The 17,396-nt window shown below is 50.9% G+C and carries 15 protein-coding genes and 1 tRNA gene; 3 read left to right on the forward strand and 13 right to left on the reverse strand.

Going from position 1 to position 17,396, the window contains the following annotated elements:
- Nucleotides 1-238 precede the first annotated feature (238 nt).
- Nucleotides 239-315, forward strand: a tRNA-Pro gene (locus tag MKX70_RS30470).
- A gap of 50 nt (nt 316-365) precedes the next feature.
- On the opposite strand, the gene pdxR is transcribed toward MKX70_RS30470, so the two are convergent.
- The 12 genes from pdxR to MKX70_RS30530 form a co-directional block, all read right to left on the reverse strand.
- Nucleotides 366-1,847: a MocR-like pyridoxine biosynthesis transcription factor PdxR gene (pdxR, locus tag MKX70_RS30475; protein ID WP_340789237.1), complete on the reverse strand. Its 1,482-nt coding sequence runs from the start codon at nt 1,845-1,847 to the stop codon at nt 366-368.
- Between the two features lie 96 nt (nt 1,848-1,943).
- A complete protein-coding gene (gene trpB / locus MKX70_RS30480) occupies nt 1,944-3,158 on the reverse strand; it encodes a tryptophan synthase subunit beta (RefSeq protein WP_042234008.1) in 1,215 nt (404 codons plus the stop codon).
- An 11-nt stretch (nt 3,159-3,169) separates the two neighbouring features.
- Nucleotides 3,170-4,588 carry a UbiD family decarboxylase gene (locus tag MKX70_RS30485; protein ID WP_340841458.1) on the reverse strand — a complete coding sequence of 473 codons (1,419 nt, stop codon included), beginning with the start codon at nt 4,586-4,588 and terminating at the stop codon, nt 3,170-3,172.
- Nucleotides 4,585-4,890, reverse strand: coding sequence for a chorismate mutase (locus MKX70_RS30490; protein WP_042234005.1), 306 nt, complete (start codon nt 4,888-4,890; stop codon nt 4,585-4,587). Before MKX70_RS30490 ends, MKX70_RS30485 begins: the two co-directional genes overlap by 4 nt.
- A 12-nt stretch (nt 4,891-4,902) precedes the next feature.
- Entirely contained in the window at nt 4,903-5,502 is a 600-nt protein-coding gene (locus MKX70_RS30495; protein WP_042233999.1) for an anthranilate synthase component II, read from the reverse strand.
- A complete protein-coding gene (locus MKX70_RS30500; protein ID WP_052416128.1) occupies nt 5,483-6,982 on the reverse strand; it encodes an anthranilate synthase component I family protein in 1,500 nt (499 codons plus the stop codon). The genes MKX70_RS30495 and MKX70_RS30500 overlap by 20 nt, the downstream gene beginning before the upstream one ends.
- A 24-nt stretch (nt 6,983-7,006) precedes the next feature.
- Nucleotides 7,007-7,348 (reverse strand): AraC family ligand binding domain-containing protein, encoded by a 342-nt coding sequence (locus tag MKX70_RS30505; protein WP_042241927.1) that lies wholly within the window; start codon nt 7,346-7,348, stop codon nt 7,007-7,009.
- Nucleotides 7,349-7,407: 59 nt separating this feature from the next.
- On the reverse strand, nt 7,408-8,091 hold the full coding sequence (locus tag MKX70_RS30510; RefSeq protein ID WP_042233998.1) for a flavodoxin family protein: 684 nt from the start codon (nt 8,089-8,091) through the stop codon (nt 7,408-7,410).
- 29 nt (nt 8,092-8,120) lie between these two features.
- Complete coding sequence (locus tag MKX70_RS30515; protein ID WP_042233995.1) at nt 8,121-8,420, reverse strand: AzlD domain-containing protein; 300 nt, start codon at nt 8,418-8,420, stop codon at nt 8,121-8,123.
- On the reverse strand, nt 8,417-9,139 hold the full coding sequence (locus MKX70_RS30520; protein WP_197073054.1) for an AzlC family ABC transporter permease: 723 nt from the start codon (nt 9,137-9,139) through the stop codon (nt 8,417-8,419). The genes MKX70_RS30515 and MKX70_RS30520 overlap by 4 nt, the downstream gene beginning before the upstream one ends.
- Nucleotides 9,099-9,920 (reverse strand): B3/B4 domain-containing protein, encoded by an 822-nt coding sequence (locus MKX70_RS30525; RefSeq protein ID WP_052416126.1) that lies wholly within the window; start codon nt 9,918-9,920, stop codon nt 9,099-9,101. Before MKX70_RS30525 ends, MKX70_RS30520 begins: the two co-directional genes overlap by 41 nt.
- A 270-nt stretch (nt 9,921-10,190) precedes the next feature.
- Nucleotides 10,191-10,898, reverse strand: coding sequence for a DUF421 domain-containing protein (locus MKX70_RS30530; protein ID WP_042233991.1), 708 nt, complete (start codon nt 10,896-10,898; stop codon nt 10,191-10,193).
- 366 nt (nt 10,899-11,264) lie between these two features.
- Between MKX70_RS30530 and MKX70_RS30535 the strand changes: the two genes are divergently transcribed.
- Nucleotides 11,265-11,570: a nucleoside-diphosphate sugar epimerase gene (locus MKX70_RS30535; protein WP_231637805.1), complete on the forward strand. Its 306-nt coding sequence runs from the start codon at nt 11,265-11,267 to the stop codon at nt 11,568-11,570.
- A gap of 145 nt (nt 11,571-11,715) precedes the next feature.
- Entirely contained in the window at nt 11,716-12,693 is a 978-nt protein-coding gene (locus MKX70_RS30540; RefSeq protein ID WP_042233990.1) for a Gfo/Idh/MocA family protein, read from the forward strand.
- A 116-nt stretch (nt 12,694-12,809) separates the two neighbouring features.
- Here the strand turns inward: MKX70_RS30540 and MKX70_RS30545 are convergent, their stop codons facing one another.
- Entirely contained in the window at nt 12,810-16,811 is a 4,002-nt protein-coding gene (locus MKX70_RS30545; protein ID WP_042233988.1) for an endo-1,4-beta-xylanase, read from the reverse strand.
- Nucleotides 16,812-17,396: the final 585 nt, after the last annotated feature.

Here is a 17,396-nt window from a genome sequence, read left to right on the forward strand (position 1 = left end):
CACAGCCAATTGCGGGGAATCCGCAAAGGAACCTGTTCTCTGATGGAGCCATTCTCCGGCGTACTTGTTTTCATCAACGTTTTATCCGATTTACATTTTAACATTTCAAGTATAGCCAGCGGCCTGATATCTGTCAATCTCGGGCAGGAAAATTGCCTGAGCGGGGCCGGTAAGCTGTGCCAAAAAGAATATTTACAGCGCTTACATACAGGCGTATAATTCAATTTGTTCAGTACGTCGAGACGTAGCTCAGCTTGGTAGAGCGCTTGCTTCGGGAGTAAGAGGCCGCAGGTTCGAATCCTGTCGTCTCGACCATAACTAATCTGCCAGCCCCCTTGATTGTCAAGGGGTTTTTTGCACGAATATCAGGGTCCTTCCCGGCATTCTTTCTCGGCAAGTGCCACCTTCTTGATGCCCATTCTGATCTGATTCTCGGATAAATTCGAATATCCCAGAATAAATGTAGGCTTCTGAGGCATATGCTCAAGAAAGTAATCGGATGCCGGATATATCTTCACTCCAAGCCCTAGAGCCTTCGCGGCAATCCACTGCTCATTCACCATTGTATCCAGCTCAATGAGCAGATGTAATCCAGCTTCGTCTCCGAAAACCTTGACCCGGCTGCCAAACTCATGTTGCAGCGCATTTACCAGACAGGAGCGGCGGGTAGCATATAATTTCCCCATTCGGCTTACATGCTTGGCATATTGTCCTGACTGGATGAAATCCGCAAGCGCTTCCTGCTCCAGCGTAGGGGTCATCCGATCCGTAATCCATTTGATTGCCAGAAAGGGCTTTATCAAGGAAGGTGGAAGAATGGTATAGCCAATCCGCAGTGCAGGAAACAGAATTTTGCTGAAGCTTCCCACATATACGACCCGTCCAGAGTTATCCAGCCCTGCGAGTGCAGATACCTTCTGCCCTACATACCGGTATTCACTGTCATAATCGTCTTCAATAATGAGTGCTCCAGACCTTCTTGCCCACTCCAGAAGCTGAATTCTCCGGTTAAATGACATCGTCACCCCCACCGGAAACTGATGCGAAGGGGTTACATAGATCAGCTTGGGGGTTGTTGACTGTCTTTTACTGTGAAGCGCTAGACATTCATCCATCTCCTGAACACATATTCCTTCCTGATCAACCCGTACGGGAATCACTTCACCCCCTGAGTAGCTGAATATTTCCCTGAGCACGTTATGGGTTGGGTCTTCAACCAGCACCTGATCTCCTTTACTCAGGCAAAGCCTGGCGAGAATATCCAGAGCTTGCGTAGCCCCTGTCGTAATCACAATTTGCTCCGGAAGCGCCGGAATGGAGCGGGTAGAACGAACTAGCCTGGCAATCTCCTCCCGAAGTGCCAGGGTGCCTTCTGCCGGTCCGTATGTAAGCATATCAGGCGTGGCCCTCCGGCAGACCTCCGTCAAGGCACGCTGCCACCGGTCCATCGGAAACATATCCCAAGCTGGCACACCATGACGGAAATCATAAGGAACCGTTGACGGTGAGGGAAGAGCCGATACGAATTTCGGTGCTTTGGTCGACACAGCGCAATAATTGCCCGTCATACTGCCGGGGTCTGTATCTGCGCCCGCTGCGTTGACGGCAACAAACGTTCCCGCTCCTCTCCTCATCTCCAGATAACCTTCCGCCCGTAGCTGCTCATAGGATTGAAGAATGACACTGCGGGAAACCAGAATCTGCTCTGACAACAATCGCGTGGCGGGAAGCTGGTCTCCGGCTCGCAAGCACCCGCTGTTGATTGCCTGCAAGATTTGCTCAAACACCTGTCTGGATAAGGATGTATCCAAAGTCTTATCTATTGTAATTAACAATTCAGATCCCAAGTATATCCCCCTCTATCCCCTATGCGATCTTTCTCTATAAATGGATTTAAGCCTCCGGGTTTTGAAACACCGAAGGCTTGCTGTATATAGCTCTTCCTATACTTCTTGCAGTGCCGGGCGATCCTGGAGCATTTCATAGACTTGAGCAACATCCTTGTCCCCGCGGCCAGAAAGACTAACCACAATAATTTCATCCCTGCTCATGGCTCCTGCAACCTTCATCGCATAGGCGACAGCGTGGGAGCTTTCCAGGGCCGGGATAATTCCTTCCGTCTTAGATAGGGTCAAGAAGGCATTCAACGCTTCTTCATCGGTAACCGAGACATATTCCGCACGCTTAATCTGCTTGTAATAGCTATGTTCCGGGCCCACACCAGGGTAATCCAACCCGGCTGCAATGGAATGGCAGTTCTCGGCATCGTTCATCACGTAGCATCTGAACCCGTGAATAATGTCCGGCTTGCCTGTACTAAGCGGAGCCGCATGGATTCCGGTCTCGATCCCTTTTCCTGCAGGCTCTACGCCCACTATCGTGACACCAGGATCATCCACGAAGGGATGAAACAGCCCAATCGCATTGGATCCCCCGCCTACACAAGCAGTGATCAGATCAGGAAGGCGCCCTTCCTTCTGCAGAATCTGCTGTTTGGCCTCTCTTCCAATGATAGCCTGAAAATGACGGACCATCAGCGGAAACGGATGCGGTCCAACAACAGAGCCGATGAGATAGTAGGTATCTTCATAGTTCTGTGCGAAATCATTCAGCGCTTCATCCACGGCTTCCTTCAGTGTTCTGTTACCGGACTTCGCAGCCACAACCTCTGCTCCCAGCATCTGCATACGGAATACATTGAGAGCCTGTCGTTCAATATCCACCTCACCCATATAAATGGTGCAAGGGATATTAAACAAGGCACATACGGTAGCAGTCGCTACACCATGTTGCCCTGCGCCAGTCTCTGCAATAATTCTTTTGGCCTTCATCCGGTGGGCAAGCAGAATCTGGCCGATAGTATTATTGATCTTATGCGCTCCGGTATGATTTAAATCTTCACGCTTGAGGTAAATTTTGGCCCCGCCCAATTTATCCGTCAGCCGCTGCGCATAATACAACAGACTTGGCCTGCCCACATATTCATTCAGGTAGTACTGGAACTCCCGCTCGAACTCTTCGTCGTCCTTATAACGCTGAAAAGCTTCGTCCAGTTTATTAAGCGCCGCCTTTAGCTCTTCCGGAACATAGCTTCCGCCAAACTGCTCCTGATCTTCTTCGCCAAATATACCATCCGCAGTTACCTTAATAATACTCATAGAGTAACCCCCTATATATTTTTAGGTGTGCCAAAAGAAGTTCTTATAAACGAGTCTCTCATTCTATACGGTACTGTGCAATCAAACACGACTTTTGTGGTCATGCCAGGCTTCGTAATCTGTGGGGACATGCCTGGCATTTGCGACGGGTCCAGATGGAAGCCTTCAAGTCCCGGGAAGGTAATAATGTCCACATCCGCCTGAAAACGGGTCGTCATGGCCCACCACACCTCCTCTTCACTGAACAGGTTCACATCCTCATCAACCAGGATCACCTGTTTGATCATACGAAAAGACCGAAGAATCATCGTTCCCGCGCGCCTGACAGCGAGATCGTCCTCGTCATTCATTTTATGAAATTGAGCAAATAACAGCAGTTGGCCTCCCCCGGCAGAGCTGCAATAAGCATTGGTAATCCGGGAGGTCACTTGATTGCGTACATACTGGAGGACTCCGGCTTCCATCCCCACCGCTAAAAGATTGGATTGCTCGTACCCTGGACCAATCACGGTTTGAAATATGGGATGAGCTGAGGATGTGATTCCCGAAATCTTCACAACAGGCAAATGGGGATGCGCCTGGCCGTCATATCCCAGAAACTCCGGCATGGAATGGCCCCCAGGCTCTCCTTCAGGAGCATACTCATGGGTGATTGCACCTTCCAGTACATACTCCGCTTCGGACAAGCAGTCTGCGGCAACAGATAAACAGGAGGAAACCTTGACTGGCTGTCCCCGTAATCCGCCTGCAATAGCCAGCTCATTGAACCCCTCGGGCGCTACAGCACCCGTGCAGCAGGAGGCAATGTATATAGCAGGGTCCAGACCGATATTGATGGAGATCGGAAGCGGCACGCCCATTTCTTGTGCTGCCAGGTAGAAGCCCTCCAAGTGGCGGCCCGGGACCATCCAGATTGTCAGCTCGTTGTTGCTTTTCACCCATAGCCTATGAATGGAAATATTACTGTCACCAGTGACAGGATGCTTAGCGATTACTAACCCGAGTGTAATATAGGGTCCCGCATCCTTCATACTCATGGTGGGGATTGGCAGCCGGGTGAGGTCAACATCCTGATGGATCACTTCCTGACAGGGCGGCTTCTCGCATTTTACGGGCTCAATTGGATGCTGTGCGGCATCCAGCAGGAAGTCCGCTATATATTGTTCTTGCGCCGCGAGAAGCATTGCACACCGTTTCCGGGTTCCAAAGATTCCCGCCAGCACCGTCTTGTTCACAGGCATCACATGTTCGAATAACATCGGTACTCCCGGGCCGGTTGGTGAAGAGACAGGAACCCCGCCTCCCTGGGCTGCATATAGAGCGGCTAACTCATATTTAGCGTCCACAGGCACCGTATACCGCTGGACTCCTTCACCATGTTCTTCCAAGTATACAAGGGCCGACTTCAGATCATGAACCGCGGTGCTCACACCGCTGGCTCGTCTGACTGCTCACGGCTGTGCAGATATTCAAGCTGCATATCCGTCAGAACCGTAATTAAAGTCTTGTAAGTAGCCGTAGCGATCTGTGGTTCAAGACCTGCATCCTCTGCCAGCCTGGCTACCTTATCTAGTACCTGCTGAACCCGGTCACAGGAACGGACAGACTCTTCATCCGTCTTCAAGACCATAATTTTCTTAACGACCCGGGTTCTTTCAGCGAGCAAAGCCACAATCTGCCGGTCGATGATATCAATCTCTTGACGATGAAGCGCAAGGTTCTCATTCAACATTACAAATCCTCCCTAGATAATTTGAGATTCATATGAGTATGATACATAGGTCGAAATGAAATTATGAAATATTTGATATCCGCTTTCAGTGCATACACTTTCAGGATGAAATTGAATAGATTCGATTGGAAATTCCCTATGCCGTACCCCCATAATATATCCATCATCCGCAGATTCTGCAGTGACTTCCAGACAATCCGGCAGCCCCTCCCGGCTCACGATCAGGGAATGATAACGCGTAGCCCGGAACGGATTATGGAGTTCTGTAAAACAGCCTTTACCATCGTGGATAATCTCACTGGTTTTGCCATGCATCAGATGTTTCGCCCCTATCACTTTGCCGCCAAAAGCAAGTCCAATCGCCTGGTGGCCCAGACATACGCCAAGGATCGGAAGACAGGCTCCATATTGCCGGATCAGCTCGATATACCGCGCATCAGCCGGATGGCCCGGACCTGGACCCAGAACTACAAAATCTGGAGCCATCAGCTCCACAAGACCCGAACTTAACTGATCGTTACGCACCACTTCAAGCTCTACTCCGGCTTTCATCAGATATTGGCAAATAATATATACAAAGCTATCATATGCGTCAACGACTAATGCTCTCATGCAGTACCTCCCTGCCTGTGACCGCCCAGAATAATGCACCCATTTTATGAAAAGTTTCACTCCATTCCTTCTCCGGCACAGAATCAGCCACCACTCCCGCAGAGGCGCGGATGGAATACGAATCAGGCTTCCGATGAACCGCTGTCCGAATGCACAGTGCCATATTTACATATCCGTTGAAATCAATGAATCCCATAGCCCCCGCATATGCCCCGCGGCGCGTGGTTTCAAGCTCTTCAATGATTTCCATGGCCCGAATCTTGGGGGCTCCAGTCATTGTGCCTGCCGGAAAAGTAGCCGCAATAATGTCATACATGTCCTTTGAGGCCTTCTGCGTTCCTCCTACACTTGATACCAGATGGTTCAAATGTGAGTACTTCTCGATCACCATCAGTTCGTCTACCTCCAGAGTCCCTGTTTCACAGACCCGGCCAATATCATTACGGCATAAATCTACCAGCATAATGTGCTCCGCTACTTCCTTTTCATCCCGCTTCAGAGCTTGTATGAGTCTCTCATTCTCCTCTGGAGTGGAACCCTTGGGGCAAGTACCCGCAATAGGCCTCATTGTGATGTTCCCACCCTGGATTTTAATATACAGCTCTGGACTGGCGCCGATCAGCGTCATCCTTCCAAAAGTGGCCAAATACATATATGGCGATGGATTACGCACCCGTAGTCTCCGATAAACGTCAACTGGAGTCATAAGACTATTAATATTAATTTGATTGCCTAGCTGGACTTGATAGATATCTCCGGCCGAAATATATGAGAGAGCTTTCTTCACATTATTCTGATACACCTGACGGTCTATCGTATATTCCACGGATAACGGCTCTACAGCATCTGCTAACGTCCGGTTTACCTGCAATTCACCCTTGTGGAGCATACGGCCAATCTCCGCCTTGGACAGGTCATCCCAGCCCTCAGCAGATTGGTTAAGAATCAGCCTGACTGTCTTGTCAACCAGACTATATTCAATTAACCCTTGGTAAATGGACAAGGCAAGATCCGGGACCGTTCCATCATTCGGAATCTGACTCGGCAGACTTTCAACAGACCACGCCGTATCATAGCCCAAGTATCCAAAAAATCCGAAATAGAAGGCTTCGCCCTGGTCCGGGACAGAAACGGTGAACTGGGACTGAACGAACCGCAGGAAATCCCACAAGCCCTTGCGGTCCCGCAAATGCAAAACCCCATCCCGTGAGACAAGCAGCCCTGCCTTCAGCCCTCCCTGGCTTACCCGCTCCATAATGGACTCTAGTCCTGTCAGTTGTATTTCTGTTGAGAACGCTGTAATCGTAAAAAGCGGTTTGAACCCTATAAAAGTACTCTGGGCACTCTTGGAAGACCCCGATAAGGTTTCCAGAAAGTAGGTGTTTTGCTCCCCCAGCTGTTCCCGTAAGGATAAATAGGTCTCAAAGGAATCGTGAAACGGAATATCATACACTTCAGTGTCTACTTGAATCGGATGCAAGATTCTTCACACTCCCCATCTGTATTAGTCCATTTCATCAAGAACAAACACCAGAGTCGGGTTACCTTCCATCCCCTGTGACCGATGCGGATCCCCATCAGGAATTACAAAACCCATTCCGGGACTGCAGGATACCTTTCTGTCCTCATAATGTATTGTGAATTCTCCCTGCAGCACATAACCCACATGCCCTTTCAGGCACCAATGCTCTTCATTGAATCCCGGAGGAAGCTCCAGCAACCGAAGCCGCTTATTGCCGATATAACTGATTTTCACACGCCCGTTAGCACCTGGCTTTTCCCAGCTTGTCCATTCCATGTTAGGAAAATCAATCCCTCCGAGAGCCTCCAGTTCCTTATTCGTCACAGCCATCAACCTCCACTTTTTATTTTTTAGTATATGAAAACCAATGATGGGTGAATCTTTTACACTAGCGGTGCTTGCAGACGACGAAGCTCGTTCTCGCATATTCTCCGCTCATTCTCTTCCTCACACTGCAAAAAGGAATGATTCGTAATCTGCGAATAATGCTTCATAGCTGAGATCATATCAATCATCCGGTTGATCATTCTCCGCACAGAATCCAGCCCCTCTAAATCACTGAATACCTCGCTTGCTTGTCCGGCATGCAGAAGGGCGGGGAAACCGCTCCCTACCAGGATCATGCGATTCAGCAGAATATTGTTCACAATCTGAGAATGAACATGCTGGTGATTGTAGCGCCGGCCTGTAATGATAGCTCCCCCGACCTTGTTCGTAAGGGGCCGCTCAAACCGGAGATAGCATACCCCTGAGCGTTCAATAAACATTTGCATCAGATGCCCCATGCCAAAACCATGAACAGGAACTGCATAAATGATCCCTTCGGCCTTCTGCATCATCTGTACAATGTACAGCATGTCGTCCGTCAGCCCGCAGGCCTTCTCCCGGTAGTTACAATCCCCGCAGGTCCCGGAAGGTGAGATATTATACTCTCTTAAATTAAGTACTGAGAGATTTGCTCCTCTGTGGATAGCTATTTCATTGCTATACTGCAGGATCTGGTCTGTATTCCCACCAATGCGGGTTGATCCGCATATCGCTAGCAGTTCTACCGGCTTAATATCCATAGGCGCATTTTCCTCCCATTCTTAATGGATTATAGAATTTCAACCAAAACAGCAACAGCGACAGAAGCAATGATGACACCAAACAATGGCACCTTTTTAGCGAGTACAAGAACAATAGCAACCACACCCGCTGCAATCCCGACCATCGGCGCCTCTTGATCCACCTGAAATATACCGGGAATAATTAACGCGCTGAGTACAGCCAGAGGAAGATTCTCCAGAAACCAGTTCTTTCGCTCCTCCATCTCTGCCTTACGCACAAGCAGCAGCGGCGCAATGCGGAATAAGAAGGTAAGCATGCCCATTCCCAGGATCACAATGATTGTCACATGACTTCACTCCTGACCTTTTCTTCTTTGGAAGGAAATATTCCGCCGACACATGCTCCTATGATCATCGCAGCCACTACAGTAGCTGTTCCTAACAAGGGCTGCAGCAACCAGGAGGAAGCAGCGGCTGAAATACAGATCGCCAGGTTTCTTTTGCTGAGCCGGATCTGGGGTATTACTAGTGCAATAAGCAAAGCGTACAGGGAAGTATTCAGCGCCGGCAAAATATTGGCGGGAATATAGTCTGCTAGCATAATCCCTGCATACGTTGCGATTAGAGTGACGGCATAGGGCGGGACCTCCAGCCCCAGCAGATAAGGAAGGGAATGATTCCCTGCTTCTCTGCGGTTTTTGTCGGACATCATACTGACCGCATACACCTCTTCTGTCAGCCCGAATCCAACAAATCCTTTGTAGAAGGGGCGTGTATTCCGGTTCATTCTGGAAGAGAATGACATGCTGATGAAAAAGTATCTTAAATTGATGACGAACGTGAGCAGCAAAATAATAGGGGCAGCGGTTCCCGCTGCGAGCAGCTTGGCTGCGATAAACTGGCTTGCTCCGGCGTAGACCACAGCGGATAGAAGGAAGACCTCCAGGTCGCTTAAGGAAAGGGCTTTGCCGACCAGGCCGAAGGTGATGCATGCCGGGATATACCCGATAACAATGGGAATGGAGTCAATAATACCTTTCTTCACTTGCCTCATGGGCTCTGTCACGATCCGCAAAAACCTCCCCGGTATGTAATTGAAAGGTATGCACAGGAGAATCCTTATGAATAAACGCCCATTCCGATCTCCCTGCTCCGGTAAATGGCTGCAGCAATTCATTTAAAAGAAACGTAGTGGCCTCTACAAGTACTCTAGCTTCTTTATGGACCGCTTCAATCGTAAACAGCATTTGTGAGGATTCGGCGGTTGTCTTAATATGATCGCTCTGTCTCCAGTTCCAGCGCCGGGAGTGTGCTCTCCCGGCATCATCTGCATAAATAATCTCACCGGCTGAAGGAAGCTCGCACTCATCCACTTTCCCAATCGGCAAGAACGGTTCATTCCCCGCAGCTCTTCTGATAACGAATTCTTGTATATCAGAGATATCGCAGGAAGCTATCGGTGTGCGGCATTTCAAAGAGATCGCATTGCATAAATTCACGAGCGTATGGATTCGGGCCAATGCCCCCTGTTCAACTACACGTCTTATGAGCGATTCTGCAGCGCAAGGATACCTTGCGGGCTTGACACCAAATTGACTATAGACCTTTCGCCAGGCTGCAATGGTCGGAATTTCACTTATTGATTCTTTTTGCAATCCTGAGTTCATGATTTCCTGTTCCATATGAGCAAGCAGCGCGTTCACTTCAGAATCCCTGTCTAAGTTTGCAATATGAGAGGTCGCGATCAACCCGACATGTAAATCAGGGGCTATCTCAAAAACGTCCTCCGAAAATTCCACTTTAAACGCTCTGCTGCTTTCTTCTTTCCCGGTATGGACTTGATTCATCTTAATCCTCCTTCGGAGCATTTCACTTCACCGCATTGCAGCGGTACATGGAATATTATACCTTATATACATTTTATTTATATACTACCAATTTTCGGACAATCCACCATACCAATTTTCTTTTTTGAACTGAAACGGTTTCTATACACAGAAACGGTACCGTCCTTAAATCGAACGGTACCCGTTAATGAAATCGACCTATATAATAGGCGTATAATGCGGATTGTTAAATCCTGTCGTCTCGACCATAACAATGAGTTAGATTGAGTGTCACTCTTTATCCAGCGGATGGCGGATATCATCCTTATAGAAATCGAAAATGAGTTGCTGCTGCGTTCCTCTCACTGCATAGAACACGTCGGAGATACATTTTCCTTTACGTCTTAGCTCGTTCTCCAGCCATTGTGTCGTAAGTCCGTAATTCTTCAGGTTATCCTCCATCACAATGCCATCCATAATTAATTCTACCGGGAAGGCTTGCGGGTGAGACGGCAGTTTCATATCCTTCTTCTGTACTCCCTGATATGCCTCCTTTTTCAGTACGGACAACCTTCCGTTATCTTCAAGAATGGCATAATCCACCTCTTCTATATTGAAAATATCCTTCTCCCGCAGCGACTGAGCGAGTGAATCCAGCGTATATTTCAGCTTGCGCATGTTGCCCTCCAATATCTTTCCTCCCTCAATCAGTACCGTGGGTGAACCGGAAATCCAAGCCCTCCACTTATGGCTCTTCAGCGCGATCAGCGACAGCAGAAACGACAAGGCGGCAACAACGACCAGTGCCAAAATCAAATAGACCGATTTCAGGCTCTCGTTAAACGCCAGATTGGCGGCTATCGACCCCAGCATAATGCTGGTGACGAAGTTATGTGCGGTCATGTTCGATATCATCTGCTTGCCCAGCAGCTTAGGGATAAACAGAAGTAGGATGACGGAAATTATCGTGCGGACCAGAATATCCATATAAGCATGCATAGCGCAATCCCTCCTCCCCCCATTCTTTCCAATACGATCCGAAACAAACTATTGGAACAGAGGCAAAGAGCCGGAAGCGGCGATCCGTGAACGCGTGCCCGTCTTTCCCAAAAATCTCAGAGCAAAAAACTTCCCGGCCGCCTTTCAAAATAGAAAAGCGAGAGGAGATACGTAACAGTAAGTACCGCCGCGCGTCTCACTCTCGCCTGATTAAAAAAACACACCTGATGAGCCCGCCTGCCAGCTCTTCATCATCTCTTGCGTTTTGTGCCGATGATGATTAATATCGCCCGGGCGAAGGGCTTCGCCGCCTACATCGGTGACGGAAGCAACCGTTGGCCAGCAGTTCATCGCCTGGATGCAGCGGTGCTGTACCGCCTGGCGCTGGAGTCTGCCCCGGCAGGCTCACGGCTGCTCGGCGCTGGCGATGAAGGCATTCCGCTCCGCGAGATCGCAGAGGTCATCGGGCGGCAATTGAGTGTGCTGGAGGTCAGCATAACAGCTGAAGCCGCCGCCGCCCACTTCGGCTTCCTTGGTGCCATCGCGGCAATCGACATCACAAGCTTGTACAACACTGCGCAGGCAAGCCTGGCAACAAGGGAGCTTCTGGGCTGGCAACCGGTTCAACCCCGACTGGTCGCCGATCTGGAAAACGGGCATTATTTCGTATAGATTGTTGCAGAAACTGCAAGAGTTCTCCCGTTAGGCCGCTTGGAGGCGCGAAAAATGCTGTCTCTCATACAACAATTCAGCGGAAATCGTTGATATAATGAAGAGAATGTTGTAAGCAGGACTAGAACCCGAGGAGGATACTGAATTGGACAAAATCATTCACTGGGGCATTATCGGCTGCGGGGATGTAACCGAGGTTAAGAGCGGTCCGGCCTTGCAAAAGGCCAGAGGATCGCAGCTCGCGGCCGTTATGAGGCGCAGCGGAGAACTTGCAGCCGACTATGCGCGGCGGCATGGGGTACCCCGCTGGTACGACGGGGCAGCCGGTCTGATAGCCGACCCCGGCGTGGATGCCGTGTATATCGCTACACCGCCGTCCACCCATATGGAGTACACCTTAGCGGCAGCGCAGGCCGGAAAGCCAGTCTATGTGGAGAAGCCTATGGGTCTTAATACGGCAGAATGCGAAGCCATGATTGCTGCCTGCGGACAGGCGGGGGTTCCGCTGTACGTCGCTTATTACCGCAGAGGGCTTCCGCGCTTTCGCAAGGTTAAGGAGTGGCTGGACACGGGAGCGATCGGCGAACCCAGGTTTGTGCGCACCCTGCATATGACTAAGCCGCTCGCAGCGGTAAGTGAGGAGAATTGGCGGGTGGACCCGGAAATTTCCGGCGGCGGGTTATTGCTGGATGTGGGCAGCCATACGCTGGATCTGCTCGATTTCCTGCTTGGCCCGATTGAAGATGTCAACGGACATGCGTCCAACTTTGGAAGCCCCTACAAACCTGAGGATACCGTATCCGGTAGATACCGCTTTGAGACAGGCGTTCATGGGACGGGCATCTGGTGCTTTAATGCCTTTACTAACGAAGACGTTACTGAAATCATCGGCAGCCGTGGCAGTATCACCTTCTCCACCTTTGCGGAGCAGCCGGTTATTCTCAGGACCGAAGATGGGGAGTACCCTGAATTCATTGCCCACCCGCCCCATATCCAGCAGCCGCTGATCCAGTCCATTGTAGATGAGCTTCTGGGATGCGGCACCGCTCTCAGCACCGGCAATACCGCTATCCGTACCAGCCGCGTGATGGATGAACTTGTGCGGAATTACAATGGACGCTGATTGCCAGCATATTTAAGAAGAACAATAAACCTGCAACATAAACAGCCAGCTTCCGGAAATCCGCCCGGCGGCTGGCTGTTGCTGCGCTCAATCAGAAAGAAAACTCTACGTACGAATTACAGCTTCCAGATCCGGTACAGAATGACCGCTGCTTCCGCACGGGTAAGAGTATCGTCCGGGGCAAGCCTGCCGTTTTTACCGTTCACAACTCCGTATTTCAGCAGAGCTTCCAGACTGTCCTTGGCGTAAGCGGAGATTCGCTCTGCATCCGCGTAAGCATCCAGAGTTCCGCTGCCGTGCGCCGCTATCCCGGCTGACTTCAGCGCGCGGGCAGCGATTACCATCATCTCCTGCCGTGAAATCGTGCTGTCCGGCTTAAAGGAGTTATCTGCATAGCCGGTGACAATGCCGAGCTGCTTCGCGGCGGCAAGCTCCTTGAAATGCTCAGCATGATTCCCGACATCGCTGAATCCAGCACCTGATTCTGCAGTAGCTTTGAGTTCAAGCACCTTCAGAAGGGATGCGGTGAGATCTGCTCTGCTCATTGGAACCGCCGGGGAGAAATTGTCGCTGGAGGTTCCCTGGACAAGATCACGCGCCGCCATGGCAGCGACAGCCTGCTTAGCCCAAGACAGATTCCCCAGATCCGTGAATGTCAATGGAGCATACGCCGCTGCAAAAGTGCCAAACTCTGATGTCTGGAACACAAGTGATCCGTTCGCCGCATCATAACGGCTGTTCACGACAGCAGTCCTATGGCCATCCTCACGGAGATAGCGCACCAGCAGTGAATCTGAGTAACCCAGCTCTTCCACTGCCGGCTTGTAAGGAATAGAAACTGTTATTGGCATATCCGCGTTGCTCCAGGCCATCTCCCGGCCTCCGGCCGACAACTTCAGCTCCACCACCGGACGACTGCCGGCTGCCGCATCCGGACTGGCCGCCGGGGACGCTTTTACACGAATGGAGATGTATTCAGTGTTTGCTGTAATGCCTGCCAGCTGCCCGCTTGGAATTGAGAGCGTTGCATGGTCGGTCTTGATCACAAGCACGAAGTTTGCCTGCCCCTTCAGGCTTTGCAGCGGCAGTTCAACTTCATATGAGGCTGCACCCGTCTGCTTCGGCAGGTCGATCACGATTTGTTTCATGCCGTCTGCTGCCGGGACTGCCTGCTCCAGCGCTTTGCGCAGAATATCGCCCGTAACCGCGGCCTTTGCCTCTCCTCCCTGATTCTTGACCTCCGGTCTGATCGTAACCACGCCGTCCTTGCTGTCCAGATTCACAGGCTTCGGCGTAGGGGTGCTATTGACATAGTTTGTTCCGCCAGATACCGGTGCCGGGGTCGGGGTTGGTGTAGCTGTTGGTTCCGCTGTTGGTTCTGTTGTTGCTGCCGGTGTCGGCGTTGGTGCCGTTGTCGGTTCCGGTTGTTCATCCCTGCTCTTGAGAGTCAATACGCCGTATACAGAGGTGTCCTGATAACCGTTCCCGGTGGTATCATTCCAGGCGGCAACACTTTGCCGGACGCCGCTCTTGGCATCGTTAATCTGAGTGTCGAAGCCGACCTTGGTGCCGCCGGCCGGGGTGATTTTTTTGAACGGAATCTTCATTTCAAGGGTATAGCTTGTTCCGGCTACCTTGGTTGCCGACACGAAGCCTGCACTGATGTCTGCCGGACTGAAGGAGGCTTCATTGTCATAATTGACCCGGAACTGTCCGTCATCGTCCTGATAGAAGGTGGTCCGGCCCAGATTCTCATCCAGGAAGACCTCGACAGAGTCTTGCTCCCACACATTCGTATTACTCTTGTCCAGCTGGGCATCGCTGACCTGGACCAGTACATATAGATTCTGGTCATCCCACAGCGCGCGTGCCGTTCCGCTTGCACCCTGCCAGGCCATCTGATACCGGTTCACTGCCATCTCAGGCGCCAAGGACCAGATTGCATCCGCGGTTCCGTCAATGACCGGTGTGCCGTAAACGGCCTCAGACACCTTAGCCTCTGTCGTGTTCGGTTGATGCTCTGCCATATATTTTGCCGGATCGATGACGCCGTAATATGCCGGTTTGGCCTGCAAATCCCTGTCGAACAGCAGCGGGCTTGAGGAGGCTCTCCAGCTCGTACGGTCATCCATTCCCCAGAAGGTAACACGTGCGATATTGGCGGCATGCGTCTTGTAGATATCCATCAATCTCGCATACAGATAGCCCTGGTCGACCAATTCCTTCTCCGTTTGCTTATTGTCGCTTCCGGCTTGAATATCGAGCTCGGTAATGCTCACCTCTACCCCAAGCGAGATGAATTTCTCCAGCGACAGCTTGACGTTATCGGGATTCGTGTTGATATTGTAATGTGCCTGCATCCCCACACCGTCAATCAGCAGCTTCCCGGGGTGGGCAAGCGCGTACCGGTCGTTAATCTCCTTGACCATACTGTATATGGCCTGGGCTTTGTTCTGGTTATCATCGTTATAATCATTATAATACAGCTTGATATCCCACTCTGGATGATCGTCCAGCACCTCTCTGGCCGCCAGGAAAGCCTGCTCTACATAGTCCGCTCCGATGGCATCCTGCCAGGGAGCTTGACGCAGAGCTGCTTGCCAGTTAGACGGATTGGACGGGTTATCATTCATCGCTTCATTGACCACATCCCAGGAAATTACCCTGCCGCCGAAATGCTCCATGACTCCCTGGATGTGGGTTCTCAGATTCGTTAGAGCTTCGGCACGCCCCAGAGGAACTTTATTGCCTGCTGCATCCGTGGTCAGGTTCATCCAGTCAGGCGACTGCTGATACCATACCAGTACATGCCCATGCATCTTCATCCCTTCAGCCAGCACCTTGTTCACCATGGCATCTGCCGCTGTAAAAGTGAAATTCCCCTTAGTCGGCTGCAGCGCATCCGGCTTCATGGCATTGCCTGCGGTAGCAACGTTGTGGTGCATCTTCAGCAGATCCAGCCGGACACCTTCCAGATCCTCGGCGGATAATGCGTTGCCGATCAGGAAGTCATTCTGATAGGCTGCTTTTAGAGGAACCAGATCCCTTTGAATATCCACCGGGCCGGTGCCTGTATGCTCAAAAGTGATATCGTCGATATAAAAGGAGGCTGCTGTGTTGTTGGAGCTCTCAATATAAAGAGTCAGATATTCGCCGCCCACACTGTTATAGCGGTAGCTGCCCTCAAATTTCACCCAGCCGTCAGCGGTGCTGATCGTCTTGGGGGACAGGGCCACATAACTCGCACCGCTGTCATTGCCCACCTGCGTAGACAGCTGGAGCTGCGCGCTTGCCGGATCGATCAGCTTCACCCAGGCAGAGAGGGTATATTCGCTGCCCTTGTCCACGTACTTCTCCACACGCAGGGAAGGCCCGTGCCAGGTAGATGTCCTGCCTTCCACCTTCAGTGCGTAGGCACCATCAGCCGTATGATTCTCTTCATTGGTCACCGTAAGCAGCTCGGTTCCCGCTCTGCCAGTGAAGCCGCCTGCTGTCTGGTCTTCAAAGGTGATCGTATTGAATGGTAAAGCCGGGTCCCGGACAGGTTCCTCCCCGCCGCCTGGAGCGCCCTCTTCAGTGAACAGAATATCTCCAAGGTAGAATGGCACTGCGGCCCCGGCCTCGTTGGAGTTGATGCGTAAGGCATAATCCTTCTTGCTGGTATCGACCGTAAATTTCTTAGTCAGGATTACGGATTCCCCTGCTTTATAAGGTACTGCTGCATCGTTGGTATAGTCGTCTACCGTCTGCAGAGCTGCATTGGCACCGCTGGGGAGCGCAACATTGGCGTCAACGTAGACGACCGCAGTGACGGTGTACGTTTGCCCGTTCTTGAGGCCGACATCCGAGAACTTAAAATCGACCGCATCCCAGTTATTTACCCGGTTGCTTACGTATAACGCTGCCCCATCGGCATTTCCGTCAAAAGGAACTCCCGTGACTGCACTAAGGCTGGCGCCTCCGGATTGGACAGCCTTGCCTATGCCGCCCCCAAAGGTTTCGTGATAAACCATGGCCGGGGCCTCTGCTGCCTGAGCAGCGGGAATATACCCGCCTGCCGGAAGAAGCAGGACGGCCGCCAGTAATACGAGAGAGACTTGCTTGATTATTCGCTTCATGCATTGCACTCCTCTGTATGAATTTGGATTTCTTTTGAGTTAAGCGCTTACAGTTGTATGAAAGCTGCCCCCTTCTCAACCCAAATCGTAGCACAATGCCAAAACCGCGTCTTACCCGAAACTAAAGATTGTACCGTGCTTTTTATAGTTCATTTCCTGGAGTGTCACAACTAAGAAGGACCGATCTATCACGTTATAAGTCGGATGCTATAGAGACCGGATTAATAGCAGTTGGATTTACTACACTTGCTGATAGGCGAATGTCCTCTGCTTAATCAACAGCAGTTGGATAAACAGCACTTAAATCATTCCATACCATTCAAAGTAGTGAAAACCAACCATGTTAGATGCTGTTTTTCCACTTGCTTCAGCACATTGCTTAGAAGTTGACGAATTAAGATACGTTTATCCACTTGCTTGCCTGAAGAAGCCGCTCCTACCGGAGAACACTTGGACCGCCTAACGTAGCTCGGCATCGTATCGTGCAGCCTTCATTACACCACCTGCAGGGAGTCTGTACACTATGCGAAAAACACAAAGCAGCGCTGCCTGGTACCGGGAGCAGCACTGCTCTGTTGTCTGTTT

It is taken from the genome of Paenibacillus sp. FSL R7-0312 (assembly GCF_038004445.1).
Lineage (GTDB): Bacteria > Bacillota > Bacilli > Paenibacillales > Paenibacillaceae > Paenibacillus_AQ.